The 26,269-nt window shown below is 50.5% G+C and carries 22 protein-coding genes, 1 tRNA gene and 1 other RNA gene; 1 reads left to right on the top strand and 23 read right to left on the bottom strand.

Annotated elements, in window-relative coordinates; translation table 11 throughout:
* Nucleotides 1-58 precede the first annotated feature (58 nt).
* The 23 genes from SY83_RS11945 to SY83_RS11835 all read right to left on the bottom strand — a co-directional run bounded on the left by SY83_RS11945 (nt 59) and on the right by SY83_RS11835 (nt 25,899).
* Entirely contained in the window at nt 59-841 is a 783-nt protein-coding gene (locus SY83_RS11945) for an FkbM family methyltransferase (protein ID WP_068606766.1), read from the bottom strand.
* A 252-nt stretch (nt 842-1,093) separates the two neighbouring features.
* Nucleotides 1,094-2,059 (bottom strand): ABC transporter permease, encoded by a 966-nt coding sequence (locus SY83_RS11940; RefSeq protein ID WP_068606764.1) that lies wholly within the window; start codon nt 2,057-2,059, stop codon nt 1,094-1,096.
* Entirely contained in the window at nt 2,056-3,639 is a 1,584-nt protein-coding gene (locus SY83_RS11935; protein ID WP_231891240.1) for a sugar ABC transporter ATP-binding protein, read from the bottom strand. The genes SY83_RS11940 and SY83_RS11935 overlap by 4 nt, the downstream gene beginning before the upstream one ends.
* A 3-nt stretch (nt 3,640-3,642) precedes the next feature.
* Nucleotides 3,643-4,605: a substrate-binding domain-containing protein gene (locus SY83_RS11930; protein WP_068606761.1), complete on the bottom strand. Its 963-nt coding sequence runs from the start codon at nt 4,603-4,605 to the stop codon at nt 3,643-3,645.
* 128 nt (nt 4,606-4,733) lie between these two features.
* The gene (locus tag SY83_RS11925; RefSeq protein WP_068606759.1) at nt 4,734-6,209 is read right to left on the bottom strand and encodes a sugar ABC transporter ATP-binding protein; all 1,476 of its coding nucleotides are present in this window, start codon (nt 6,207-6,209) and stop codon (nt 4,734-4,736) included.
* A gap of 94 nt (nt 6,210-6,303) precedes the next feature.
* Complete coding sequence (locus tag SY83_RS11920) at nt 6,304-7,137, bottom strand: helix-turn-helix transcriptional regulator (protein WP_197479844.1); 834 nt, start codon at nt 7,135-7,137, stop codon at nt 6,304-6,306.
* Between the two features lie 316 nt (nt 7,138-7,453).
* Nucleotides 7,454-8,221: a hypothetical protein gene (locus SY83_RS11915; RefSeq protein WP_068606755.1), complete on the bottom strand. Its 768-nt coding sequence runs from the start codon at nt 8,219-8,221 to the stop codon at nt 7,454-7,456.
* A gap of 226 nt (nt 8,222-8,447) precedes the next feature.
* The gene (locus SY83_RS11910; RefSeq protein ID WP_068606752.1) at nt 8,448-9,560 is read right to left on the bottom strand and encodes an NADH:flavin oxidoreductase; all 1,113 of its coding nucleotides are present in this window, start codon (nt 9,558-9,560) and stop codon (nt 8,448-8,450) included.
* Nucleotides 9,561-9,657: 97 nt separating this feature from the next.
* Nucleotides 9,658-9,981 carry an ArsR/SmtB family transcription factor gene (locus SY83_RS11905; RefSeq protein WP_068606750.1) on the bottom strand — a complete coding sequence of 108 codons (324 nt, stop codon included), beginning with the start codon at nt 9,979-9,981 and terminating at the stop codon, nt 9,658-9,660.
* Between the two features lie 121 nt (nt 9,982-10,102).
* Nucleotides 10,103-10,486 (bottom strand): retropepsin-like aspartic protease, encoded by a 384-nt coding sequence (locus SY83_RS11900; protein ID WP_068606748.1) that lies wholly within the window; start codon nt 10,484-10,486, stop codon nt 10,103-10,105.
* Nucleotides 10,483-10,740: a hypothetical protein gene (locus SY83_RS11895; RefSeq protein WP_068606746.1), complete on the bottom strand. Its 258-nt coding sequence runs from the start codon at nt 10,738-10,740 to the stop codon at nt 10,483-10,485. The genes SY83_RS11900 and SY83_RS11895 overlap by 4 nt, the downstream gene beginning before the upstream one ends.
* A gap of 915 nt (nt 10,741-11,655) precedes the next feature.
* Nucleotides 11,656-12,017: a transfer-messenger RNA gene (gene ssrA, locus SY83_RS11890) on the bottom strand.
* Between the two features lie 176 nt (nt 12,018-12,193).
* The gene (smpB, locus tag SY83_RS11885; protein ID WP_068606743.1) at nt 12,194-12,673 is read right to left on the bottom strand and encodes an SsrA-binding protein SmpB; all 480 of its coding nucleotides are present in this window, start codon (nt 12,671-12,673) and stop codon (nt 12,194-12,196) included.
* 184 nt (nt 12,674-12,857) lie between these two features.
* Complete coding sequence (rnr, locus tag SY83_RS11880) at nt 12,858-15,575, bottom strand: ribonuclease R (RefSeq protein ID WP_068606741.1); 2,718 nt, start codon at nt 15,573-15,575, stop codon at nt 12,858-12,860.
* A gap of 104 nt (nt 15,576-15,679) precedes the next feature.
* Entirely contained in the window at nt 15,680-16,462 is a 783-nt protein-coding gene (locus SY83_RS11875; RefSeq protein WP_082882488.1) for an alpha/beta hydrolase, read from the bottom strand.
* Nucleotides 16,463-16,608: 146 nt separating this feature from the next.
* On the bottom strand, nt 16,609-16,842 hold the full coding sequence (secG, locus tag SY83_RS11870) for a preprotein translocase subunit SecG (RefSeq protein ID WP_068606739.1): 234 nt from the start codon (nt 16,840-16,842) through the stop codon (nt 16,609-16,611).
* Nucleotides 16,843-16,927: 85 nt separating this feature from the next.
* Nucleotides 16,928-17,704, bottom strand: coding sequence for a sugar phosphate isomerase/epimerase family protein (locus tag SY83_RS11865; protein ID WP_068606737.1), 777 nt, complete (start codon nt 17,702-17,704; stop codon nt 16,928-16,930).
* Between the two features lie 220 nt (nt 17,705-17,924).
* On the bottom strand, nt 17,925-19,211 hold the full coding sequence (gene eno, locus SY83_RS11860) for a phosphopyruvate hydratase (protein WP_068606735.1): 1,287 nt from the start codon (nt 19,209-19,211) through the stop codon (nt 17,925-17,927).
* A gap of 26 nt (nt 19,212-19,237) precedes the next feature.
* A complete protein-coding gene (gene gpmI, locus SY83_RS11855) occupies nt 19,238-20,776 on the bottom strand; it encodes a 2,3-bisphosphoglycerate-independent phosphoglycerate mutase (RefSeq protein WP_068606733.1) in 1,539 nt (512 codons plus the stop codon).
* A 1-nt stretch (nt 20,777) separates the two neighbouring features.
* Nucleotides 20,778-21,530, bottom strand: coding sequence for a triose-phosphate isomerase (gene tpiA, locus SY83_RS11850; RefSeq protein WP_068606731.1), 753 nt, complete (start codon nt 21,528-21,530; stop codon nt 20,778-20,780).
* Between the two features lie 977 nt (nt 21,531-22,507).
* Nucleotides 22,508-23,689, bottom strand: coding sequence for a phosphoglycerate kinase (locus SY83_RS11845; protein WP_068606729.1), 1,182 nt, complete (start codon nt 23,687-23,689; stop codon nt 22,508-22,510).
* Nucleotides 23,690-23,785: 96 nt separating this feature from the next.
* Nucleotides 23,786-24,790, bottom strand: a complete 1,005-nt coding sequence (gene gap / locus SY83_RS11840; protein WP_068606727.1) for a type I glyceraldehyde-3-phosphate dehydrogenase — start codon at nt 24,788-24,790, stop codon at nt 23,786-23,788.
* An 83-nt stretch (nt 24,791-24,873) separates the two neighbouring features.
* A complete protein-coding gene (locus SY83_RS11835) occupies nt 24,874-25,899 on the bottom strand; it encodes a sugar-binding transcriptional regulator (RefSeq protein WP_068606726.1) in 1,026 nt (341 codons plus the stop codon).
* 221 nt (nt 25,900-26,120) lie between these two features.
* On the opposite strand from SY83_RS11835, the gene SY83_RS11830 reads away from it, so the two are divergent.
* Nucleotides 26,121-26,195: transfer RNA gene (locus tag SY83_RS11830), tRNA-Arg, on the top strand.
* The last annotated feature ends 74 nt before the right edge of the window (nt 26,196-26,269 follow it).

The raw sequence follows: 26,269 nt of genomic DNA, 5'->3' as shown, positions 1-26,269 counted from the left end.
AAAAGCTCTCATCTTTTGGGTTTTGTGAGGCTACTCCTTCTAGTGTATTATTTTGAATTTACCATACTTCATTCGTAAACAGATACTCTCTGTAGTTACTCTCATGCAACACAACTTGCTGATCAATCCGGGTGCCGGCCGCGTCATAAATGTATTTATACATCTGTAGACTCTCGATTAACGTTTCGACGATCTGATTATACCTAGCTTGAACTTCAGCCTCTGAATGATATTGCCGCTGGAGGTTCTCTATAAGGAACGGTGGGTGCAGCGATAGATATAGCGTCGGTTTCACCAATTCAAGAAATGGTTTCATAGATGGAATAAGACTGTATTCGCTGCCTTCAATATCGATTTTGACAAAATTCAAGTCCTTGATTCTGTGCTTGTTTATCAAATTTTCAATGGTCATGCATTTTACGCTGCAGGATTGATCCGAGACGGTTTGAATGAGGCTCGAACTGGAGTCCCCGAAGGCACTGCGCATATATAGACTGGCTGTACCCGACTTCTCGGATAATGCGGCATGAATGGCCGTTACTTTGGCTGCGATCGCGGGGTTTAGTTTTAGATTGTTCCTTAGTTCTTTAATAGCAACCGCATCCGGTTCCAACGCATACACATGTTTGGAGATGTGGGAACCATATAATACGGTAGGTCCAATCCAAGCGCCTATATCAAGATAGCTGAAGTTCTCGTTAAGGAAACGGTCAAGTACATTAAATGTTCCTTCTTCCCACTGATTCTCATTAATTAGACTCCACACTTTAGAACTATGCGATCTCAAAACCACGTCAAACGCAGCATTTCTTTTGGTGACCGTAGTTACTGTATGAGCCATCTTTTTCATCTCCTTATAATAATTTAATTCGTAATGTTCTATGGAACATGTTGTTTCGTATTTTAGAGTAATAGATTAATTTATTCCGCAAGTCCTATGCTTGATTGGGTAGACGTAATCGTTTATGCAACCATTTTCCTGACAAAATAAAAACACCGAGCCAATCAGAGGCTTTACCCTGTAGGCACGATGCATTTACTAGAACAACTCTAACTGCTTATTTACGATGAAATAGAAATTTCGCCAGCAGCTTTAATCTTTCCTCTGCAGCAACACGGCAGTAATAATAATTAATCCTTTCACCAGTCCCTGCAGATATGGCGACACTCCCACGAGATTCATCGTGTTGTTCAACACACCAAGGATCAGGATCCCAAAGAACGTGCCGATTACCTTGCCGCGCCCGCCTGTCATCCGGGTTCCGCCGATGATGACCGCCGCGATCGCATCCAGCTCGTACGATAGTCCGGAGCTCGCGGAGGAAATGGAGTTCAGGCGGGAAGACTCAATGACGGCAGCCAAGCCGACAAGTATACTGCACAACATGTACACGCCGATCTTCACCCGGTCGACGCGGATTGCGGACAGAATAGCCGCTTTCTCATTACTGCCAATCGCATAGACATAACGGCCGAACTTCGTCTTGTGCATGAGCACATAGATGAAAGCCGTGACTGCCAGGAAGATCCAGATGGGATAAGAGAGCCCCAACAATTCATGGTTCGCAATCGCCGTATACCCTTCGACTTTCCCTGCGATACTGCCGCCATCAGCGATGTAGAGGGCCAGTGAGCGGGCCGCCGCCATCACTCCCAACGTGGCGATGAAGGACGCGATTCTTCCCTTTGTGATCATGAATCCGTTTAAGCCGCCGATTACAGCCCCCGACCCAATGGCGGTCACTAGTGCGATCAGTACACTCCCCGTGTTGTTCAGCACAATAATGGTAATTGCGCCTACGAACGCCAGCACCGCGCCTACTGACAAGTCGATCCCGCCCGAGAGCATCACAACCGACATCCCCAGCGAGATAATTCCAATAATCGATACTTGGCGGAGAATATTGACGAAGTTGGTAGGGGATGCGAAATCGCCGCCATTCACGATGACCGCCAGCAGCACAATCGCCAGAAAAGCAAACACGACGCTGTACTCCGACCATAACCAGCCCAACGCGTGCGCGGGCCGATTCGAGCGTCTTTCCCATTCCAGGTTCATAATACCCGTTCCTCCCTTCTGGCGCCGGTTGCGTACAACATGACGGTTTCTTCTGTAATCTCATCCCGGCCGAGCCGCGCCGTAATCTCACCTTGATACATCACGTTCACCTCGTCGCATAGCTTCTGCAGTTCGGAAACCTCGGAGGACAAGAGAATAATTGCCTTCCCCCGCTCCGCCAGATTCATAATCAATTGATACACTTCGCTCTTGGCCCCGACATCAATGCCTTGCGTCGGATTGTCGAACACCAGAATGTCCGGATCGACCTCCAGCCAGCGGGCGAGAATGACCTTCTGTTGATTGCCTCCGCTGAGCGCGGTAATTAGCACGCTCGAATCGGGCGCTTTAATGTTCAACCGATCCCGATACTCGGCGAATTTCGCCTCTTCCTTTCGCTTCCGAAGGAGTCCCTGATGCGTGAAAGAATCCAGTGAAGACACGCTCATATTCTGCAGCACGCTCATATCCCTGAAGATGCCGTTCTCCTTCCGATCCTTCGGCACGAAGCCGATCCCTTCTTCCAGCGCCTGCTTCGTATCACGGATGCGCTTTGGAATGCCGTGAATTCTCAACTCGCCCTTCGCGCCCTTGCGATAGCCGATGATGTGCTCGAACAGCTCGGTTCTGCCGTCGCCCGCTAAGCCGATGAACCCCACAATCTCCCCCCGCTGAACGGAGAATGATACATTGCGAAACCACGGCACACTGCTTAAGCAATTCACCGCCAGCGCTTCATCGCCTTTCGGTCTCGTCCGATAATAGGAAAGTCCGCTTACACTTCGGCCTACCATCAGCTTCGTCAATTGCTCTTCATCGGTGTCCCGCACCTCCCCGTTGCCCGCTACCGTACCGTCGCGAAGCACGGTGTACCGATCGCAGATCCGCAGCACTTCCTTCAACTTGTGGGAGATGTAGATGATGCTGACCCCGCTTTCCTTCAAGGTGCGCATCAGACTCATCAATCGCTCGACTTCATGCTCGGATAACGAAGTTGTCGGCTCATCCATAATGATGACTTTGGCGTCCTCCATCAGGGCGCGGGCAATTTCCACCATCTGCTTGTAGGAAGGGCCAAGATCCCTGACGTACCTCCGGGGGTCAAGTTCCAAGCCCATTCGGTTCAACACGTTCGAAGCTCCCTCACACATCATTGCCGTATTCAAAAAACCATATCGGTTTGTCTTTTCACGTCCAAGATACAGATTCGCATACACCGTTAGATCCGTAACCACATTCAGTTCCTGATGGATGAACGAGATGCCCTTCGCTTTCGAAGAGCGAGGACTGTCGAAGCGGACGCTCTCGCCCATTACGGTCAACTCGCCCGCATCCGGTCGATGGACGCCGCCGAGGATATTCATCAGCGTGGATTTACCCGCTCCGTTCTCCCCGAGCAGTGCGTGGATTTCGCCGGGACGGACTTGCAGATTCACACCCTTCAACACGGGTACCTGGTTGAACGCCTTGTTGATTCCCTGCATTTGCAGCACATAGCCCTCCATACCCTTCTCCCCGCTTCTATACCTGTAATGGCAAGCCGCAAAGGTTTCGCCCCTCCGCGGCTTGCAGCTTGTCATTCCTTAATAATTGGCGTTCTCATCATACATCTCGCCTACGTTATCCTTCGTCACTCTCTTCGCGTCCAATGTAATCACTTTCTCGGCAGGTTCCTTGCCGTTCACAATGTCTACCGCCGTCTTCACCGCGGCCTTTACCATCAGCGGGGAGTATTCAAACGTCGCCTTCATCAACCCGCTGCCCTCCTGGATTAACTTATACACTTCCTTGTTCCCGCCGGCGCCCGTCACCACCTGAATATCCGTGCGGTTAGCTTCCTTGATGGCTTGCAGAACGCCGAGCGCCATCTCGTCGTCATGCGTGTAGACCGCGTCAATCTGCGGATTCGCCTGCAGAATGTTCTGCATGACCGTCAACGATTTCTCCTTTTGGAAATCGCCCGCCTGGCTTGCGATGATCTTCATGTCCGGATGCTTTCCAATCGCTTCCTTGAAACCTTCGCTGCGCATAGTCGTTACACTGGCCGGTACACCGATAATTTCGACAATATTCCCTTTGCCGCCCAACACATCCGCCAGATAATCGCCGGCGCCGAGTCCGATGCCCTTGTTGTCGCCTTTAATAAGGGCTGTAAAGTCGTCGCTGTTGATCTCCCGATCGACGATAATAAGCGGAATATCCGCTTTCTTGACCTTCGCGGCAACCGGGGTCATCGCGTCGGTTTCAATAGGCAGCATGACGATGGCGTCCACTTTTTTGGAGATGAGATCCTCAATATCGTTCGTCTGCTTATTTGGGTCGTCCGCCGTCGTAATGACATACTCCACACCTTGCGCTTTCGCCTCGTCCTCCGCATTACTGATAATCGCGCCCAACCAGCCATGGTCCGCCGCCGGAAATGACATGCCGATTACCTTCTTGCCGTCATTCGATCCGCCCTCGCCGTTGTTCGTGTTGCATGCGGCCAACACCAGTACCATCACAACAGCCAAACAAGCGGTAAAACCTCTTCTCCATGCTTTCATTAAACACCCTCCCCATTGTTTCTGAGTGATATAAAGCGCTTACAGTTACTATTTTCCATGAAATGGGGCGAGGATACTATCCGGTATTTTGTGCAAAATATTATGGTTTCTTGCGATTTCACTTCTCTCTACACCATCTCCGAGCCTGTCGCCAGCGCGTAGATTCGCTCCTCAGTCGCTTCCGAATGATGCAACTCCGCCACAATGGCTCCTTCGTACATGACCGCGATTCGCGTACACAGCCCCAGCAGTTCCGATACATCGGAGGAAAACACAATCATGCCCTTCCCCCGTTCCACCAACTCATGCATTGTCGCGTACATCTCACCCTTGCTGCCGAGATCGATTCCCCGGGTTGGCTCATCCAGCAGGAATAAATCGCAATTCGACACGAGCCATTTGCCCAGTGCCACCTTCTGTTGACTTCCTCCGCTTAAAAAGCGAACCTCCTGATTTAAATGTTCCACTTTAATATCCAAATCCATTACTGTATCCAAAGCCGCGCCCACCTCGCGTTCCGCGTTCAGCAAGTGCCTCTGCTCCATGACGTCCAGGGAGGATATCGTCAGGTTCGACTTCACCCCAAGTTCCATAAACAACCCCTCTTCCACGCGATTGGAATGGACCAGACCGACACGCACGTTACGCGATTTCAGCAGGTTCCCTAGACTTCCTAGACTCCCTAGACTCCCGCCGTTGCCTCGGGCTTGAGCGAACAGAGCGCGGGCCAGCTCCGATTTACCAGAGCCGACCAGCCCGGCAATGCCGAGAATTTCACCCTCATGAAGCTTGAGGTGAATATCACGAAAGTCCGGATGCTGCGTTAGTCCCCGGACTTCGAACAACGCCCGCCCCGGCGAATTCAGGATCGGCGGGAACCAATGCTGAGGACTGTGTCCGAGCATGTGGCGAATGAGTTGTTCCTGTGTGACGGCGCCCACTTCGGAGGTCAGGACATGCTTGCCGTCCCGAACGACGGTGACCCGGTCGCATATGTCAATCACTTCCTTCATCCGATGAGAGATGAATACGATCGTGACGCCTTCCTCCCTCAGTCTTCGCATGATGTCGAACAGGCGCGCGCTTTCCACACCGGACAGGTAGGAGGTGGGCTCATCCATGATAAGAATGCGGGATTTGCGCGCCAACGCTTTGGCAATCGCCACAATGGATTGCTGACTGTAGGTCAGACTGCGGACCGGCGTGTCCGGATGGACGGCATAGCCTAGCTGCTTTAGCAACCGCCGGGACTCCGCCTTCATGTAACCGATGCGGGGGATAAACCCGGCGATCGTCGGCTCCGCTCCCAGGAAGATGTTCTCGCACACGCTCAAATCCGGCACGAGCACCGGATCTTGATGCAGCATGGCGATGCCGTGCCGGCCGGCGTCCTGGACGGACTTGAATTGGACATTCGTTCCGTCGAGCTCAATCGAGCCCTCATCAGGATGGAGCAGTCCCGCCAGGATGTGCATCAGCGTCGATTTACCGGCTCCGTTCGGACCGATCAGCGCGTGAATCTCGCCCGGCCGGAGTTCCAAATCGACCCCGTCGAGTGCGACAACGTTGAGGAAGCGTTTGCGGATTGCGTTAAGTTTGAGCATGGGCACTCCTTTCGCGATGTAGCGATTGGTAAGCTAGCGACTTAGTAATTTAGAAAGTTAGCGAGTCAACAAGTTAGCGGGTTAGCGATTCGATTCATCGCTTTTTGCGGTATTCTCCGGGGGAGACGCCTGAAAGCTTTTTGAAAATCTGATTAAAATGGGTCAGGTTCGGATAGCCGATGCGCTCGGCGATTTCATAGACTTTCAGGTTCGTTTCGAGCAGCAGGCTCTTCGCCTTCTCCATGCGGCAATGAATGACGTAACGGATCGGGGCCATCCCCGTCTCATCCTTGAACACGTGCGCCAGGTGATGCGGACTGACATGCACCAGCCTCGCTAGATCCGCCAGGGAGAGCTCGCGCTCGAAGTTGGCTTCAATGTATTTTTGGATGTGTTGACCGATCGTTGGCTCGGAGGATGCGGCGACATTTGGCCAAGGGGGATGTGCAGATTCGTATAACGGCGGCGCGTAGTCCGTGGAAATAATCGGCTTGGGCTCGTGTGAGGAACTATGTATGGATGACGTATGAGGTGAGGATAAATGCGGTACTGGATGTGATGCCGATGCATGCGATGCTGGTGAATATGCTGATTGTGCGGTCTGCTGGATCTGGCGTAGTAACATGATGACAATGGTTTGGAGATAGCTGCTGATCATTTCTTTTGAACCTAATTGAGGGTGTTTAACTTCTTGTTGCAGGACATCCAGAGCATATTCAAGACGTTGGCGCTCGGGTTCCGACAATTGAATCGTTGAAGTTACATTGCGATCCAAGCTAACTCTCACAGAATCATGAAGTTGAATATTGAAGCTGAGGATTATGCCTTGAAATGACGAAGTTCCCGTTACAATTCGAATGATCTCCGGGGGTCGAAGGAACAGGGCATGACCGGTCATCAGCTCATAGGGGAGCAGGTTCCTTGTCATGCTACACTGCCCATTATAGATATACAGTAAAGCGTATCCTTCATCAACGTTCATTGTATGGGGCAAATCGGCACAGGCATGCAGACGTTCCAGAGCGAGGAGCGTGGGGGTGCCATGAATGAGATCAACAAGATTGTGCAGGGAACTCCCCTCCATTCCGGTCTCATGCGATGCGGTTGTGCTCCGAGATGTAAATGCTTACAAAAGTATTTTATTCCAAAAAGAGCCAATTCACAACCCGTAAACACCTCAATCCTTACTCCAAAAATACAGGACGGCTAACACCGCCTGCTCTTCGGAAGTTGCATATTTGTACCTACTCGGTAATATTCCACCTAACATCCAACGCGCCTTGCGCCCGTTTACCCGTTACAACAATGTTAACGGTGGTTGGTGCGTTAACCGAATAGGCAATCCACCCTTCCCCGTCCCGCTTCACGTTCGTATACGCTCCGCCTTCCGCATCCAGGTGAGTCCCATATCCGCCATGCTTAATTTGCCAATCAATCCTATACGATAACGTTTGACCCGCTTCGAGCTTGACCGGAATGGTTCTATGTCCATGGAAGTAAACGAATTCAGCCTCATATCCGTCTGTCGTTCGGCGATCCGTCCACTCTTTCGTCACGGTGAAATCAGTGACAGAGACATATACGGCACCCGCAAGCAAGAGGATGGCAGTAATTGCGCTGTAAGGCCATCGCCCGCGGAACAGTCTTGTCGCACAGAGGAAGGTTAGCGAGCAACATACCCCGAAAAAGCCGGCATACAGACCCCAAATCCATTCTTCGCGAAACCAGATCAAGAAGGGGATATACCCCCCTAGGGTATATAACATTATGATTCGTGCCGTCCGTGAAGACCCTGCCTTCCGCTTCCGGAGTAGCACGTCCACCGCGACCGAGAACAAAATCGCATAAACATAGATAAACAGCCACAGCCGCAACTGCCGCGTCAGCTCCCACATTTCGTATAATTGGAACCGGCTCATAATCATTAGGAAACCTAAGAACACAACTCCTGCAGCGCCCAGCTTGGATGCCGCATAGGCGGCTAGACGGGACCTTGGTAATTTCGTCAACATGCTGATGCAACTCCTTCTGTAACTCTTGCATCCATCGTACCATCCGGTTGGCGAAAGGAGCAGTTCTAAGTTTTGTAGTCTAATAAAAATACCAAAGACAAAAAGGGCTAATAAACGACTCCCATTTTTGCCTTTGGTATCTATTGCAACTCTGATTGATTAGATTATGCACAAGTGTTAGTCACGCTTCAGGTCAATTGTTCCTTTACCTTTTGGGACAACCTTGTCAGCTCAACGTGCCTAGCGCCTCGCGGGTGAACACTTCCAATTCCTCGGTACGTCCGTCGCGAATCTTGGCGGCCCACGCCGGATCGCCAAGCAACGCGCGGCCCACGGCCACAAGGTCGAACTCGTTGCGCTCCAGACGCTCGATGATCTCGCCGATGCCGGCGGTCTGACTACCTTTGCCTTCCGTGAACATACTCATAAAGTCTGAGTCCAGCCCGACAGAGCCTACGGTGATGGTTGGCTTGCCTGTTAGCTTGCGTGTCCAGCCCGCAAGGTTAAGGTCTGATCCCTCAAACTCCGGTTCCCAGAAGCGTCGTGTGGAGGCATGGAAAATGTCCACGCCCGCCGCCGACAACGGTTCGAGGAAGTTCTTAAGCTCCTCCGGTGTATGCGCGAGTTTGGCGGAATAGTCCACGGGCTTCCATTGAGAGAAGCGGAAGATGATTGGGAATTCGGGGCCGACGGCCTTGCGAACCGCTTCAATCACTTCAACGGCGAACCGAGTGCGTCCCACGAGGTCGCCGCCGTATTCGTCCGTACGCTTATTGGTGACACCCCAGAAGAATTGGTCAATGAGGTAGGCATGTGCGCCGTGAATCTCGACCGCATCAAAGCCTATGCGTTTCGCATCGGATGCCGCGTCGGCGTAGGCCTGTATGATGCCATGGATTTCTTCCTTGGTCAGCGGCTCGGATACCGGCTGTCCCATAAGGTTAAGGCCGGATGGCCCGACTGGAGCCGCGTCGGATTCCGGGAATTTCTCGCGTGTTCTGGCCGTACCCGTATGCCAGATCTGTGGAGCAATTTTTCCGCCCGCCGCATGTACCTCACGCACAACGTGCTCCCAGCCTTTCAGCGCTTCCTCTCCGTAGAAATGAGGCACGTTGTGGTCGGATGCAGCCGCAGGATGGTTGATGACGGTGCCCTCCGTAATAATGAGACCGACAGCGTTCTCGGCTCTGCGACGGTAGTAGGCGGCGACTTCAGCGCCTGGAACGCCTTTCGGTGAGAACGTACGGGTCATCGGGGCCATGACTATGCGATTGGAAAGCTCAAGATTCCCTCCATTGAACGGCTGGAATAAAGCATCTGCGGTTTTGGACAAGGTCATCTAAATCTCCTCCTAAAATTATGTAGTTCGTTTATATATCTAGATTTCTAAATATATAGATATTTATTTTAAAATGCAAGCCATTAACGAACTCTTATCAATCCTTCCCTTTCAGATTGGCGTTCAATTCGTTCAGTAACGAGTCTATTCCCTTTTCATTGCGGCGGTAATAAGTCCATTGACCGAATCGGCGAGATTCCAGCAGTCCCGCCTTCTGCATGGAAGTGAGGTAGGACGAGATCACGGACTGGGTAAGACCCGACTTCTCCTGGATACTGCCCACGCATACGCCACTCGGAAACTCGGCGTGCATCACTTGAGCTCCGAAATTCGTCTCCGGTTCCCTGAGCCAGCATAGGATCTTAAAGCGCGTCTCGTTAGAAATCGCTTTAATGGCGGCCTGTTTGTCTTCGTTGTTCATGGTATGACACTCATTTCGTTCAGATGTTGTTTTTATTATATCAAAAGTGGAATGCGTAGAAAAAATATATAAACGCTTCGTGACGGGTTTATACTTACACGGACTTGATGTAGCAATTAAATTATAACTGCGATCTGACATTCATTATATTAGTATCTATTATAAGACCTGCTGCCTTCATGAAATCAAATCCAAGTATACCGTCAATCTCTAGACCATAGTCCATACTGCCGATCTCGACCTGAAAATGAGAGAATGACTGACCATCGAAATGGATGGCATCCATGTATTTAGTGTATACGTACTCCACTCCACCTACTCCACGGATGATATCAACGACATCATTCTCTTCAGGGACAATACCGATATCTCCAACCACATCAGCACTGAAAAGCGTGCTTGCCGAACCTGTATCAAGTAGCACTCTGCTCAGTTCAAGCTCTTTTCCTCTATATACTATCGTTAGCTTTACAAAAGGTAATCCGTAAAACTCAATTAAGTTCATCTTGGACCTCGAATCCCGACATAGCGTTCCCTCGCTACTAGTTCCGGTCGAGAAGTGTGAAAGAAGCAATATTCACGGTTAGGTTCCTGTCGATGCAGTTCGCTGTAACGGCGAAGGGCTTCTCTTGAATCAATCAGCGCATCGATTACAACAACTTCTTCAATGTAACGATGTCCTTTTTCTGAATAAGCCTTCGTAGCCTCCAGAACAACCCATTTTTCCGGAAACCGTTCCTGAACTTCTTGCCACCGCATTTCGCCACCTCCGATATATTATTTCTTATTACATATATACTATCATAATTAAAACTCTTAGAAATTAATATACATCTAAGCATATTCTAAGATATCTGGCAGTAGATATCGATGTGTGCTCGTCCGTTCACAGTTAACGCGAAATGTGGCAACTCAATCCACTTCCTGCGCGCGTACTGAACCACAAGGGATTCTCCTCCGCATACCAATGACAAAAGTATCCAATGAGTACTTTTTCATTGTTATGGAGGCGAGGGGAGTATCGATAATCCTGATTTAACCTGCTGACGAAGTCTATTCGATGATGACAACACCTAAAGGTTGATATCGATGCCGTGCTCCTTCGCTACGCTTCGTCCGCGGGGACTGAACCCTGGGGTTCTCCTCCCTGATCGCCTCCATTCACGCAAAAAAGCATCGATCCAGAGGATCGATGCTTTTTTGAAAAGGTATGGAGGCGAGGGGAGTATCGATAATCCTGATCTAACCTGCTCACGAAGCTTACCCGATGATGACTACATCTGGCGGTAGATATCGATGCAGTGCTCGTCCGTTCAAAGTTGGCGCCAATAGCGCCAACTCGAACCACTTCCTGCGCGCGGACTGAACCCTCACGGGGTTCTCCTCCCCTCGCATACCTAACGAAAAAAGCACCCCTAAGGGTGCTCTTCGTTTAGGTATGGAGGCGAGGGGAGTATCGATAATCCTGATTTAACTTGCTGACGAAGCCTTCTCGAAGATGACGACATCTGTCGGTAGATATCAATGCCGTGCTCGTCCGTTCACAGTTGGCGCCAACAGCACCAACTTTAACCACTTCCTGCGCGCGGACTAAACCCCCGGGGTTCGCCTCCCTGCTCGCCTCCATACCGAAAATGAAAAAAGCACCCTCTCGGGTGCTCTTTCATTTAATCGGTATGGAGGCGAGGGGAGTCGAACCCCTGTCCGAAAATATCGCCACACCGGCTTCTACGGGTGTAGTCACAGATTTGATGTCACCCGAGAGTCGCGCTGTAACCCGCTACTCGTTGGGTCAGCCTGATTGTCTTCTTCTGCAAGACCCCAGGCGGAGACCTTACAGCGTATCCCACTAAAGTGAGCCCCTATCCTAGCACATGGGCGATGCTTGGTAGAAGCTTAACAGTCAGGTTATTAAGCTGCTGCTAAAGTTGTACGTTGGTTGCCATTTAATAGGCTTTAGCGTTGATGAAGCGGACGCGTCCCCACTACCCGCAACCGATGCTCAAACTATCCCCGTCGAATCCAAGAACGCCCCCGAGATGTTGAGCATGAGTCACAACAATCGATCTCACACACAAAAGTACTACATAAACATTATATCACAGGCACCCGCATTTCTTTACAAAATGTTAATGGAAAACAACCCTTCCACTGGGAACCGGAATAACCGAACCAAATAATTAACTATATTAACAATTTCACGTACAAAAGATTACCGAGCCACCTTCTGCTTCTCGCGCAACGCCCGTTGAATATCACGTTGTGCATCTTTCTTCGCAGCGGTTTCGCGCTTGTCGTAGTTCTTCTTACCACGGCCAAGGCCGATCAGCATCTTCGCGTATCCGTTGCGCACATAAACCTTAAGCGGCACAATCGTATAGCCTTCCTGCTTGGACAACCCCAACAGCTTATAAATCTCCAACTTCTTCATTAGAAGCTTCCGTGTCCGGGTAGGATCCGTAGGATTATGGATATTACCTTGTTCAAAAGGACTGATATGCATGTTATGAATGAAAATCTCACCGTTCCGAATGGTGGCGAAAGCGTCACTAATATTCGCCCGACCGCCGCGTAACGACTTGATCTCCGTCCCTGTCAGCACCATGCCCGCTTCAAACGTATCCTCGATGAAGTAGTCATGGAAAGACTTTTTATTCTGGGCAAGTTGCTTGCCGTCATTTTTCTTAGCCATGATCTCGCTCCCCTTAGAATCAAAAATACTCCCAACCGTTATATTATATAACCGGTCAGGAGCTAATTGTAACAACTCTCCCCGCGGAAATCAAGCGGGGAGAACGCCTATACACATATGTTACCGCTCCGCGCGAACAGAACATGCCCATACTCCGTATGTGCACGTTCCGCCCGCTCCCGCGTTACTTCCGCTTGCGCTTGCCGCCGGCCTTCTTGGCGACGGCCTTCAACCCGCGCCCGCCTGCGGCTTTGCCGCCACCACCGCCACCGCGGCTTCCGCCGATGCCGTTGCTGCCGCCGCCGCCCGCGGGCGCATCGCCTCCGGCGGCCTTATCGGCTTTCGCCGCACGCCGCCGCTCGGCGTAATACGCGTCGTTCTTCTCGCCGTCGCTCGCAGAACCGCCCCAGCGCCCGCCCATGCCGGCGCTGGCACCCCAACTGCCGCCCGCTGGGCTAGCTCCTGCTTTTCTACCCTCACCTTGGCCGCCCGCAGGGCTAACACCTACACTCCCGCCTGCACCGCCTTTACCGCGTTTCCCGCGGCCACCACCGGACACACCGCCTGCTGGACCGCTTTCACTTCTCTTACCTCTTCCGCCTCCGGGCGCACCGCCTGCTTTGCTACCCTCACCAAAGCCGCCCTTGCCCCGACCTTTACCGCCTCGTCCGCCGCCAAAGCCGCCTTCGCCGCCCCGCGCTCCGCGGCCCGTAAACCGCTCAACAATGCGATCCCGCGTACCCGTGCCGCCCTTTGGCGCATCAGCCATCTCGAAATCAATCGTATGATCGTCCATGTTAACACGAGCCACGCGAATCTTAACCTCATCGCCGATGCGGTAGATTTTTGATGTACGCTCGCCTATAAGCGCCAACTGATTCTCATGGAAGTTATAGTAGTCATCATTCATATCGCTTAATCGAATTAATCCTTCCACCGAGTTTGGCAACTCAATAAACATACCGAAGCCCGTTACACTGGAAATCATGCCGACGAATTCTTCGCCGACTTTGTCCAGCATGAACTCACACTTCTTCAGTTGATCCGTATCCCGCTCGGCATCAACCGCGACACGTTCACGTTCCGATGATTGCGTAGCAATGTCGGACATCCGGCCTGCCAAGTATTCATGGCGCTTATCACTCAACCCTCTACCCTCGGCCTCCAGAATTTCACGAATGACACGGTGGATCACCAAATCGGGATAACGACGAATCGGGGAGGTAAAGTGGGAATAAAATTCCGCCGCCAAGCCAAAGTGCCCTGTACTCTCCGCGTCGTATTTGGCCTGCTTCATGGAACGTAACATCACCGTCGATATTACAGTCTCTTCCTTTGTACCCTTAATATCTTCCAGCAAGGCCTGCAAAGACTTCGGATGCACAGACGAACCGCGTCCGCCGCGCAGAGCATGTCCAAAGTTGGTGACGAATTCCGCGAAGTTCATCAGCTTTTCTTGATCGGGATCCTCATGGATTCGGTACAGGAACGGCACTTTCAACCAGTGAAAATGTTCCGCCACCGTCTCGTTCGCCGCCAACATGAATTCTTCAATCAACATCTCGGCAACAGAGCGTTCACGTTGGATAATATCAACAGGTTTACCCTCTTCATCCACAATCACCTTCGACTCTTTAAAATCAAAATCGATTGCGCCCCTGTTCATTCTCCGCTTACGTAATTTTCCCGAAAGCTCTGCCATGACACTGAAATCGTCCAACAGATGCGCATAACGCTCTTTAAGCTCCTCATCCGCCTCACCGGTGATAATTAACTTAACATTCGTGTAAGTCATACGCTCCGTCGTCCGAATTACGCTCGTAAAAATATCATGCTTCACGACCTTCATCGTCTCGGCATCGAATTCCATTTCGCAGGACATCGTTAAACGGTCCACTTGAGGATTCAAGGAACAGATTCCGTTCGACAACCGGTGCGGCAGCATCGGAATAACCCGGTCCACTAAATACACGGAGCATCCGCGGTTATAAGCTTCCTGATCGAGCTTGGATCCTTCACGAACGTAGTAACTCACATCCGCGATATGTACGCCAAGCTTGTAGTTGCCATTCTCTAACCGGACAACCTGTACGGCATCATCCAAATCTTTGGCATCGGCGCCGTCAATCGTCACGATTCGTTCTCCGCGTAAATCCCGGCGTCCCTGTTGAACAATTTCTTCCTCTGTAATGGAGTCCGGCGCTTTCTCCGCTTCCGCCATCACTTCATCAGGAAAGGCTTCCGGCAAACCATGCTTTCGGATAATGGAGAGAATATCAACACCCGGATCATTTTTGTGACCCAGAATTTCAATAATTTCACCTTCTGCCGCCGCTTTTCCTTCCGGATAGTTAACGATATTAACTACGACTTTTTGGCCTTCGTCAGCGCCCATAAACGCATTTTGGGGAATAAAAATATCCCGGTTAATTCGCTTGTCATCTGGCAACACAAATCCGTACGTTTCGTGATGTTGGAATGTACCTACGACGCGGGCTACAGAACGTTTAACGATCTTAACAATCTCGCCCTCCAGCTTGCCGCCGGCCGCCCCGCGTTTGGTTACCTTTACCAGCAAAATATCGCCGTTCATGGCACCCTTCATATCATTAGCGCCGATATACACGTCAGCGTGTTCGCGATTTTCCGGAATTAGAAATCCAAAGCCTTTAGCGTGCGCCTGCAGCCGTCCTCGTACCAGATCCATCCGTTCCGGAAGCCCGTAACGTTCACCTTTGCCTCGAAATACCCGACCGTCATTCTCCAATCCCGTCAAAAGCTGCAGAAAATCTTTAAATTCCTGCGCCCCGTCAATCTTAAATTCCTTCTCAAGCTCCTGATATGTCATCGGCTTATATGCCGGCTCTACCATAAGTTCAAGTACCTGTTCCACTGTTACCATTAAACTTCACCTCATCCGTTTCCTAAAACACATGCCATCTGAACTTCTATACATGAATGATCGCAAGGATGGCAAATATATACTCTATAGTATACACGAAAATTTCAACGGGCATCCTCTTTTAACGCCACTCTGCGCAAAAAACGGTCAATATCCTTATACACATGCTCATGTTCGTGGTCGTGGAGAATGCCATGTGTAGCTTTAGGGTAGTACAGCAATTTCTTCTGATCCGAGGATACGTTCTGATAAATATAATGCGCGCTCCGAGGGTGAACGATATTATCCTTCATGCCGTGCGCTATAAGAATCGGTGTTTTCACTTTTTTCAATGAGCTTTTCACTTGTCCCATCAAGCTTCGCAAACTCATCACGCAAGGAAAAGGCGTTGTTGTATAAGTGAACGACCGCTCTATATCGTATTCTGCGGGCTTGTCCTGTTTCGGATACCTGAATTGTTGAATCACTTGTTGTAAACATGCATTTAACATAATCCTTGTGCTGTTAACATAAATGGGCGCGGATAAACTCACCATGCCGTTAATTTGATTCTCCATTGCCAATTTCATGCCCAGCAATCCACCCATGGAGTAACCCACAACGGACAAGGATTCGAAACCTTGTGTCTGCATATCTTTCAATGAATCCCTGACATGATTCCACCAGTCCATCCAACCTGTAAGGCTCATTTCTGCCGGACTCTTCCCATGACCGGGCAACTGAACGGCATTCACGGTATATCCCGTGTCATTAAGGTAATATCCCAATTTACGGTGCTCCGCAGGCGATCCTGTAAACCCGTGAATCAGCAGAACCCCATGGTCCTTCCGTATACCGTGTCCGTTCAGAAAGAAGGGCTCCGGCGTCTTGTATTCGCGCTCCATCATCACACTTTTTCCCCTTTAGCCCGAGTTAAACAACCCATGTGCAATGTATTACCTACGATGAACGCTTTTTAAACGAATTCCCGAAACAGGATTATAAAAATAAAAACAGCAGAGGATTATTAGTATCCCCTGCCGTTTCGGTTTCATTACTTCGTGACGAACGCCACGATTATGGTAAGTATGAAAAATCCTGCCGCTAGTCCCATCGTTAAGCGGTTCAGGAACAATTCCATCCCGCGGGCCTTCGTCTTGCCGAACAAGTGCTCCGCACCGCCGGAAATCGCTCCGGACAAGCCTGCGCTCTTGCCTTTTTGTAACAATACAGCTGCGATTAGACCTACAGAAAAGATGATTAATAGTACTTTCAAGAAGATTTCCATCGTTCCACCTCATTTGGTTAGCTAAGACCTAGGCCGAGAATTCAGCACTCCTATTTTACCATAGGGGTCTTGATTAATCAAACTATTAAGCAATTCCGATGGACTTCAGGTAATCGATGCTCATTTTGACACTTTCTAACGGATCGCGCTCACAGGAATCCTGCTCCACAATGTAGTACTCAATCCCGATTTCCTCTGCAATGTTGAAGATTGAGGAGAAGTCGATAATGCCGTGACCCACTTCCGCAAAGTATTTACGGTCATCGCCTGTCATATCCTTCACATGTACAAGCGGTGTGCGTCCTTTGTACTGCTGCAGGTATTCCACCGGATTCAAACCGGCTTTCTGCACCCAGTACAGGTCAAGCTCCACAATCAGGTTGTCAGCGGATACGGATGCGAACAGCTCGTCCAGCATCGGTTTGCCGTTGCGCAGAATTTCCAGTTCAAAAGCATGGTTATGATAGCCGTATTGGAATCCGTTTTTCTTCACTTCTTCCCCGATTTGTTGCAATTGAGCGTAGAAGTTGGTGAATTCTTCAGGTTGCGTAAACTGCTCGATCGGCGCAAACGGAGAAATGATATATTTGGTGCCCAGCTCATGATTGTATTCCAGATGTTTTTTCAGCTCGTCGCCAATTTTTTCCGGTTCTCCGAAAGGAAGTCCGATGTGTGCGGAAGAAGTCTTTAAACCCAGCCCGTCCAACACGGAAGCCATTTCTTTCGCCGGCACGTCGCCGTAACCCGCAAACTCAACCACTTCATAACCCATAGCCGCTATCTTTTTCAGTGTTCCGATGAAATCTTCACCCGTAGCATCACGCAGTGTATACAATTGCAAACCAACAGGAATTTTCGGCATTTTTGGCATCTCCTTCAAATGTGGATCTATATTTTGTAAGCCCATTCATACTTCAGTTCACTGTTGATTATAGAAAAATGACCCAATTCTGTCTATGAACGATCTTGTTGTATATGTATGCGATTTAGCCCACCCTGCCGATTGCACGCGCAAAATAAAAAGCAGCCCGGGGAATCCCCGGACTGCTTGGCTTAGTCATGCTATGATTTTGGAACGCAGATTACTTCTTGATGTTGTAGAATGCTTTCGGGCCCGCGTATTGAGCAACATAAGCCAATTCGTCTTCGATGCGAAGCAATTGGTTGTATTTAGCCACACGGTCTGTACGAGAAGGAGCACCGGTCTTGATTTGACCCGCATTCGTCGCAACCGCGATGTCCGCAATCGTGCTGTCTTCGCTCTCGCCGGAACGGTGGGAGATAACAGCGGTGTAACCCGCGCGTTTAGCCATTTCGATCGCATCAAACGTTTCTGTAAGCGTACCAATTTGGTTAACTTTTACCAGGATGGAGTTACCGATGTTTTGCTCGATTCCTGTGCTCAGGCGCTCAGTGTTTGTAACGAACAAGTCGTCACCCACCAATTGCACTTTGTCGCCCAATTTCTCGGTAAGCAGTTTCCAACCTTCCCAGTCGTCTTCGGAACAACCGTCTTCGATGGAAATGATCGGGTATTTGTCTACCCAAGCTGCCAGGAAGTCAACAAATTCCGCGGAAGTGTAGGATTTGCCTTCGCCCGCAAGGTGGTATTTACCGTCTTTAAAGAATTCCGTGGACGCAACGTCCATACCCAGGAATACATCTTCGCCTGCTTTGTAGCCAGCTTTTTCGATAGCGGACATGATCGTTTGAAGCGCTTCTTCATTGGAACCCAGGTTCGGTGCGAAACCGCCTTCGTCGCCAACAGCTGTGTTCAGTCCTTTTTCTTTCAAAACAGCTTTCAAGCTGTGGAAAATCTCAGCACCGATGCGCAATGCTTCTTTGAAGTTTTCAGCGCCTACTGGAAGCACCATGAACTCTTGCACGTCAATGTTGTTGTCCGCATGCTCGCCGCCGTTGATGATGTTCATCATTGGAACTGGCAATGTCTTCGCATTAAATCCGCCAAGGTAAACGTACAGAGGAACGTCCAAAGCTTCTGCAGCAGCGCGTGCTGTCGCCATGGAAACCGCAAGAATCGCGTTGGCGCCCAATTTGGCTTTGTTTGGCGTGCCGTCAAGCTCGATCATCTTTTGGTCAACGCCAACTTGGTCAAGCGCGTCCAAACCGATGATTTCAGGAGCGATAATTTCGTTAACGTTGTCAACGGCTTTCAGAACGCCTTTACCCAGGTAACGGGATTTGTCGCCGTCACGAAGCTCAACAGCCTCGTATGCGCCTGTGGATGCGCCGGATGGAACGATGGCGCGGCCTACTGCGCCGGACTCCAGGTAAACTTCAACTTCAACGGTAGGGTTACCGCGGGAATCCAATACTTCGCGTGCGTAAACATCAGAAATAATTGTCATGGGAATAGTCACTCCTATAGGGAATTTTATTTGTTAATGATGGTATGTCCGGTCATTTCCACCGGTTGGGCAATGCCCAGAAGGTCCAGCATCGTCGGAGCGATGTCCGCCAGGATGCCGTCATTTCTTAGTGTAACATGATTGGATGTGACAATAAAAGGAACCGGGTTCGTCGTATGCGCCGTAAACGGCTTGCCGTCCGGACCGATGACCATATCCGCGTTGCCGTGATCGGCCGTGATTAGAGCCACGCCGCCTTTAGCCAGCACCGCTTCAACGACTTTGCCTACACATTCGTCGGTAGCTTCCACCGCGCGAATCGTCGGCTCAAGCATACCCGAGTGTCCAACCATATCCGGATTGGCAAAATTCAGAATGATTACATCCTGACGTTCTGCTTCAATCTCGGCTACAGCCGCCGCTGCTACCTGATAGGCGCTCATTTCGGGTTGCAAGTCATACGTGGCAACCTTCGGCGAGTTGATCAGGATGCGTGTTTCGCCCGGGAGCTCAACGTCGCGTCCGCCGCTGAAGAAGAAGGTGACATGCGGGTACTTTTCCGTTTCCGCAATGCGCAGCTGCTTCAGATTGTTCTGCACCAGCACTTCGCCCAGCGTGTTATCCAGGTTCTTCGGTTTGTAGGCTACAAAGCCTTCGACCGATTCGCTGAACAGCGTCAGGCAGACGAAGTACAGGTTAAGCGCCGGCTGCGGTCCGCGGTCAAAGCCGCGGAAATCGGTGTTCGTGAACACCTGCGACAGCTGAATCGCGCGGTCCGGGCGGAAGTTGAAGAAGATCACGGCATCGCCGGATTCAACGAGGCCAACCGGTGTGCCGTCGTTGTTCACAATAACGGTTGGCATTACGAACTCGTCGAATACGGACTTCTCATAGGATTCGAGAATCGCTTCCATCGGGTCTGTGTAAGCCGGGCCTTGTCCGTAGACCATAGCGTTGTATGATTTCTCGGTACGTTCCCAGCGTTTGTCGCGGTCCATCGCGTAGTAACGGCCTTGGACGGTAGCAATCTTGCCTACGCCCACTTCCGCAATTTTCGCTTGCAATTGCTCCATGTAATTTCTTGCGGAGTCCGGAGCTACGTCACGTCCGTCCAGGAACGCATGAATGTACACTTCGTGGAAGTTATGCGCTTTGCAAACCTCCAGCAGGGCGTACAGATGCGCGATGTGGCTGTGAACGCCGCCGTCGGACAGCAGTCCGTACATGTGCAACTTCTTGTTGTTTGTCTTCGCATGATGAATGGCGCCCAGAATCGTTTCATTGTCAAAAAACTCTTTATCCCGAATAGACTTGGAGATTCTCGTCAAATCCTGATATACAATCCGACCTGCGCCGATGTTCAGGTGACCCACTTCGGAGTTACCCATCTGGCCTTCCGGCAAGCCAACCGCTTCGCCGCAAGCGACCAGCGTCGTGTTCGGATAGGTGGCCAGATAGCGGTCATAATTCGGTTTGTTGGCCTGCGCCACCGCATTGCCGACCACATCGTTGCGAAGACCGAAGCCGTCCATAATGATGAGGGCTACGGGTTTAGGTCTGACCATCTTACTTCGCCCCCTCGACGAGTGCGATGTAGGATGCCGGCTCTAGGCTGGCTCCGCCGACAAGCGCACCGTCGATGTCGCTTTGTTGCATGTATTCGCTAACGTTGTTCGGTTTTACGCTGCCGCCGTATTGAATGCGAAGCGCTTCAGCCGTTTGCTCGTTGTATAGGCTTTTCACAACTTCACGGATGTATGCGATGACTTCGTTCGCGTCGTCCGCTGTGGAGGATTTGCCTGTGCCAATTGCCCAGATCGGCTCGTAAGCGATCACGGTTTGAGCCGCTTGCTCCGCGGAAAGGCCTTTCAATGCGCCTTCGGTTTGAACGCGGCACACTTCTTTGGTTTGACCTGCTTCGCGTTCTTCCAGCTTCTCGCCAACGCATACGATCGGCGTGATGCCGTAGTTGAATGCGGCCAGGGTCTTTTTGTTCACAGTCTCATCCGTCTCGGCAAAATACTGTCTGCGCTCGGAATGCCCCAGAATGACGTAATGTACGCCAAGATCTTTCAGCATAACGCCGCTGATTTCGCCTGTGAATGCGCCGTTTTCTTCCCAGTGCATGTTTTGTGCGCCGACTTTGATCTCGGTGCCTTTCACAGCTTCCACTAAGGCCGGCAGGTTGGTGTAAGGCGCGCATAGCACGCTTTCTACGCCTGAGACTTCAGCTTTGCCTTTAACTTCGTTAACAAATGCAACGGATTCGGCAATGGTTTTGAACATTTTCCAGTTGCCTGCGATGATGGGTTTACGCAATAGTTACACTTCCTTTATCATTATTTCCCTTTAAGAGCCTAAGGCCTCTTTGCTCCGCTTCGCTCGCAGTGTTGGTATCTGGCTCCACCGCTGTTAATCTCGTTTTCTCTTTATTAGGTTTAAGCGGTGAGAAAACGATCTTAAAGGCGGTCCGTAAACTCTCCGCTCAGATACCAACACCTAAAGCTACGGTCGCAAAGAAAAACCTTAAACCCTTAAAAAGAATGATTCTCAAGCAAGTTCCACAGGTAATGTGGACGGCAGCCTGATGCATGCTGCCTGAGTGAATAGTGTGTTTGAGCGTTGCCACCTAAGAGCAAGTAGCGAAACACTACTTAATGTGGCCATATCCCGAGTACTCGCTCGAATAAGTAGTAAATCGCTGCTTATTTAAGCCAAAATTGGTTACTTTCCCCGGTGCTACTTAGGATTAAATAGCGAAACACTACCTAATGTGCTCAGATCACGCATACTCGCTCGAATAAGTAGCAAATCGCTACTAATTAGAGCCGGATCGGTTACTTTCCCCGGTGCCACCTTGAAATTAATAGCGAAACACTACCTAATGTGATCAGATCGCGCGTACTCGCTCGAATAAGTAGCAAATAGCTACTAATTTGAGCCGGATTGGTTACTTTCCGCGGTGCAACCTTGAATTAAATAGCAAAACACTACCTAAGGTGCTCAAATCGCGCGTCCTCGCTCGAACAAGTAGCAAACCGCTACTTATTCTCACAAGTAAGGTTACTTTCCCCGGTACCGCCTCAGCAATAGTAGCGATATCGCACCAAATGAGTTTCAGGGAGCAACAGCATGCTCGTTTAGTAGCGGATTCGCTACTAATCGGTAAGTCTGGTTGGCTTCTGCGGTGAATATCCGCCATTTAGTAGCGAATTCGCTGCAAATGGTGACTCACTCCCGCGAAGCCAGACGAATAGTAGCGATATCGCTACTATTCACCCTGGACCATGCCCCTCCTACTTATCGTTCAAAGCGACAACGCCCGGCAAGGCTTTGCCTTCCATGAACTCCAGAGAAGCGCCGCCGCCTGTGGACATGTGGTCCATTTTGTCAGCGAGGTGGAACTTCTCAGCTGCTGCCGCAGAGTCTCCGCCGCCGATGACGGTGTAAGCGGATGTTTCCGCGCAAGCTAGAGCTACCGCGCGTGTACCGTGGGAGAACGGCTCGATTTCGAACACGCCCATCGGTCCGTTCCATACGACCAGCTTGGATTCCTTAATTACCTGAGCATAACGCTCGCGAGTCTCAGGCCCGATGTCGATGCCTTCCCAGTCCGCCGGAATCGCGTCCACGCCAACGATTTGGGTGTTGGCTGTTGGAGAGAAATCGTCCGTAACGACGATATCCGTCGGCAACAAGAAGTTTACGCCCTTGGCTTTCGCTTTCTCGATAAAGCTCAGCGCCAGATCCAGTTTCTCGTTATCCAACAGGGATTTTCCGATTTCATGGCCTTGCGCCTTCAGGAAGGTATAAGACAATCCGCCGCCGATGATGATGTTGTCCGCCAGATTGATCAAATTCTCAATTACCGCGATTTTGTCTTTCACTTTAGCTCCGCCGACGATGGCTGTGAACGGACGATCCGGGTTCGACAACGCTTTACCCAACACTTCGAGCTCTTTCTCCATCAGCAATCCGGAAACCGCCGGAATATACTCGGCAATACCTGCTGTGGAAGCATGAGCACGATGAGCCGCGCCGAACGCGTCGTTTACGAACAGATCCGCAAGCGCCGCGAATTGCTTCGCCAATTCCGGATCATTCTTCTCTTCGCCCGCATAGAAACGTACATTCTCCAGCAATAGCACGTCGCCGTTACCCAGCTTGGCCACCGCGGCTTCTACCGCTTCGCCAACCGCTTCGTCAGCCTTAGCTACCGGCTTACCCAATAGCTCGGACAAACGCTCCGCAGCTTTGTTCAAGCGCAGCTCTTCAACAACTTCGCCTTTAGGGCGTCCCATATGGCTCGCCAGAATAACCTTGGCTCCGCCTTCAATCAGAAACTTAATGGTCGGCAATGTTTCACGAATACGCGTGTCATCCGTAATCTGGCCATTCTCCATCGGAACGTTGAAATCCACGCGAACGAACACCTTTTTGCCGTTAACTTCTACATCACGAACACTCTTCTTATTCATTATCTAGCTTCCTCCTTCAGATCCGTAACCGTATGAATGAACTAGGGAAAGAGGAGAACGTGAATTCTCCTCTTCATAGTTGAAACTGATATGAAATTACAGACCTTTTTTCGCGATGAAATCACAAAGGTCAACAACACGGGAGGAGTAGCCCCACTCGTTATCGTACCAAGAAACGACTTTCACCATGTTGTCGCCGACAACCATAGTGGACAGTGCGTCAATGGTGGAAGAAGCCGGGTCGCCATTGTAGTCGCTGGATACAAGCGGCTCATCGGAGTAGTTCAGGATGCCTTTAAGAGGGCCGTTAGCCGCTTCTTTCAAAGCGCCGTTAATGTCTTCTACCGTTACGTTTTTGTTAAGCTCAACAACCAGATCCGTTACGGATACGTTAGGTGTAGGAACACGCATAGCCATACCGTTCAACTTACCTTTCAACTCAGGAAGCACCAGGGATACAGCTTTAGCAGCGCCTGTAGTGGAAGGGATGATGTTCTCAGCAGCAGCACGCGCGCGACGAGCGTCTTTGTGCGGAAGGTCAAGAACGGATTGATCGTTTGTGTAAGAGTGAATTGTAGTCATCATGCCTTTAACGATACCGAACTTGTCGTTCAATACTTTCGCGAAAGGAGCAAGACAGTTTGTTGTGCAAGATGCGTTGGAGATGATCGTGTGGGAAGCCGCATCGTATTTATCTTCGTTAACACCCATAACAATTGTGATATCCTCATCTGTTGCAGGTGCGGAAATGATAACTTTCTTCGCTCCGCCTTTCAAGTGAAGGGACGCTTTCTCTTTAGCTGTGAAAATACCTGTGGATTCAACAACGATTTCAACGCCGTACTCAGCCCATGGCAGGTTCTCAGGGTTACGCTCAGCAAATACTTTGATTTCTTTGCCGTTTACAATGATCGCGCCCTCAGCCGGTTCAACTACAGCATCCAATCTGCCGTGAGTTGTGTCGTATTTCAGAAGGTGTGCAAGCATCTTCACGTCTGTAAGGTCATTGACCGCTACCACTTCTACCTCAGGGTTGTTCAATGCTGCGCGAAACACGTTTCTGCCAATACGTCCAAAACCATTAATACCTACTTTAACCATTGTTGTTTTCCTCCTAAAATATAATTCATTTATATTTCAAGACAGGCGGTAAAGCCCGTCATGATTAACTAACTCTGTACCCTTCAGGGCAAATCTTTAACCATCGCTAACGCGGCGCCCTCATCGGTGATGAGCACATCCTGATGACCAAAACGCAGAACGGAAAGAATCGCCTCCGCTTTACTGGTCCCCCCGGCTACGGCAATCACGAGCTCCATGCTCTGAATGTCTTCCAGCCTGAGTCCAAGCATTCGCGTCTTATGTACAACCTTACCTTCTCTGTCAAAATAGTATCCGAACGCCTCAGCCAAAGCGCCTTCCGCTTGCAACTCTCGCACCGTTTCCGCGCCGACACGGCGCCTTCGGGCCATTGACATAGCATCCCCGATTCCGTGAATTACGATACGGGCTTTGCGGATGTGTTGCACGATGTCTTGAATGTTAGGTTCAAGCATCAGGGATTGATAAGCTTCTTCGCTGATATTATCGGGTACATGCAAGAGTCGGTAACCTGCACCAGTCTTCTTCGCCATCATGGAAGCAATCGTGTTGGCTTGAAACTCCATGCTCTCACCCAGTCCGCCGCGCGCGGGCACAAACCAGGTTCCCTTCCAACCGGACGTTTGTCCCAGTTGATTCGCCGCTTCCGCCAGGGTGGACCCGCCGGTCACGCCGATGACATCGTTGGGCTTTACATGCTTGCGAAGCATTTGCCCTACCGCTTGCCCCAACTGCCGCTTCACATGCGGCGAAACGTCGGCGTCACCGGGCACGATGATCACTTGCTTAATGTTGAAAGCCTGGCGAATACGCTCTTCGAGGTCCGTTAGCCCGAACAATTCGGTGACTAAGGAATCCATCTCTTGGACCAACTGTTCACCCGAATCCGTTATACGAATTCCCACTTTATCAATTTCCACGAGTCCCTGTTCGTTAAGGAAATCCACTTCAGCTCTCAGGACACGTTCCGTCATCCCCAAGGCGCTGGCGAGCGTCCTTCTGCCAACAGATCCTGTCAGCATGACGTAGTGAAGAATGCGATACCTCTTGCGAAAGACTTCGATCATGTCGGGCAGAAGCTGTTTTTGAATATTTAAAAGTGTTCTCAAATCGGCTTCGTCACTCCTGCCTCCCGCATCGTTACAATTACGGGTTGGACTCATTACGTCCCACATCATCAATTTAAGTCCCACATTCATCATACTCAATTCGGTGCTTTAATGCAAGTTGACAAACTAAAAATAGGCGGTAATTTAAGCCATTATTTTCATAGAGATAATGGCTTGCTTTTTGATCGGCTGTATTATATAATTTTCATTACTGTGCAGATGCGCCCGTGGTCCAATGGATATGACGCAGCCCTCCGAAGGCTGAGATCGAGGTTCGATTCCTCGCGGGCGCGCCATTATATTTTCACACCACATACAGTAACTAACGACAACTTCCTTATGCAGACTTCATCATTCTCTGCGAGGGAAG

The organism is Paenibacillus swuensis, assembly GCF_001644605.1.
In the GTDB taxonomy this organism is placed as follows: Bacteria; Bacillota; Bacilli; order Paenibacillales; family DY6; genus Paenibacillus_N; species Paenibacillus_N swuensis.
Note: the sequence above shows the minus strand (reverse complement) of the source record. Positions and strands in the feature narration are given on the sequence as shown.

Excerpts from the sequence above, each read along its gene's own strand:
- SY83_RS11945 (WP_068606766.1), bottom strand. The coding sequence starts at position 841 with ATGGCTCATACAGTAACTACGGTCACCAAAAGAAATGCTGCGTTTGAC.
- SY83_RS11940 (WP_068606764.1), bottom strand. The coding sequence starts at position 2,059 with ATGAACCTGGAATGGGAAAGACGCTCGAATCGGCCCGCGCACGCGTTG.
- SY83_RS11935 (WP_231891240.1), bottom strand. The coding sequence starts at position 3,639 with ATGACAAGCTGCAAGCCGCGGAGGGGCGAAACCTTTGCGGCTTGCCAT.
- SY83_RS11930 (WP_068606761.1), bottom strand. The coding sequence starts at position 4,605 with ATGAAAGCATGGAGAAGAGGTTTTACCGCTTGTTTGGCTGTTGTGATG.
- SY83_RS11925 (WP_068606759.1), bottom strand. The coding sequence starts at position 6,209 with ATGCTCAAACTTAACGCAATCCGCAAACGCTTCCTCAACGTTGTCGCA.
- SY83_RS11920 (WP_197479844.1), bottom strand. The coding sequence starts at position 7,137 with ATGACAAGGAACCTGCTCCCCTATGAGCTGATGACCGGTCATGCCCTG.
- SY83_RS11915 (WP_068606755.1), bottom strand. The coding sequence starts at position 8,221 with ATGTTGACGAAATTACCAAGGTCCCGTCTAGCCGCCTATGCGGCATCC.
- SY83_RS11910 (WP_068606752.1), bottom strand. The coding sequence starts at position 9,560 with ATGACCTTGTCCAAAACCGCAGATGCTTTATTCCAGCCGTTCAATGGA.
- SY83_RS11905 (WP_068606750.1), bottom strand. The coding sequence starts at position 9,981 with ATGAACAACGAAGACAAACAGGCCGCCATTAAAGCGATTTCTAACGAG.
- SY83_RS11900 (WP_068606748.1), bottom strand. The coding sequence starts at position 10,486 with ATGAACTTAATTGAGTTTTACGGATTACCTTTTGTAAAGCTAACGATA.
- SY83_RS11895 (WP_068606746.1), bottom strand. The coding sequence starts at position 10,740 with ATGCGGTGGCAAGAAGTTCAGGAACGGTTTCCGGAAAAATGGGTTGTT.
- smpB (WP_068606743.1), bottom strand. The coding sequence starts at position 12,673 with ATGGCTAAGAAAAATGACGGCAAGCAACTTGCCCAGAATAAAAAGTCT.
- rnr (WP_068606741.1), bottom strand. The coding sequence starts at position 15,575 with ATGGTAACAGTGGAACAGGTACTTGAACTTATGGTAGAGCCGGCATAT.
- SY83_RS11875 (WP_082882488.1), bottom strand. The coding sequence starts at position 16,462 with ATGATGGAGCGCGAATACAAGACGCCGGAGCCCTTCTTTCTGAACGGA.
- secG (WP_068606739.1), bottom strand. The coding sequence starts at position 16,842 with ATGGAAATCTTCTTGAAAGTACTATTAATCATCTTTTCTGTAGGTCTA.
- SY83_RS11865 (WP_068606737.1), bottom strand. The coding sequence starts at position 17,704 with ATGCCGAAAATTCCTGTTGGTTTGCAATTGTATACACTGCGTGATGCT.
- eno (WP_068606735.1), bottom strand. The coding sequence starts at position 19,211 with ATGACAATTATTTCTGATGTTTACGCACGCGAAGTATTGGATTCCCGC.
- gpmI (WP_068606733.1), bottom strand. The coding sequence starts at position 20,776 with ATGGTCAGACCTAAACCCGTAGCCCTCATCATTATGGACGGCTTCGGT.
- SY83_RS11845 (WP_068606729.1), bottom strand. The coding sequence starts at position 23,689 with ATGAATAAGAAGAGTGTTCGTGATGTAGAAGTTAACGGCAAAAAGGTG.
- gap (WP_068606727.1), bottom strand. The coding sequence starts at position 24,790 with ATGGTTAAAGTAGGTATTAATGGTTTTGGACGTATTGGCAGAAACGTG.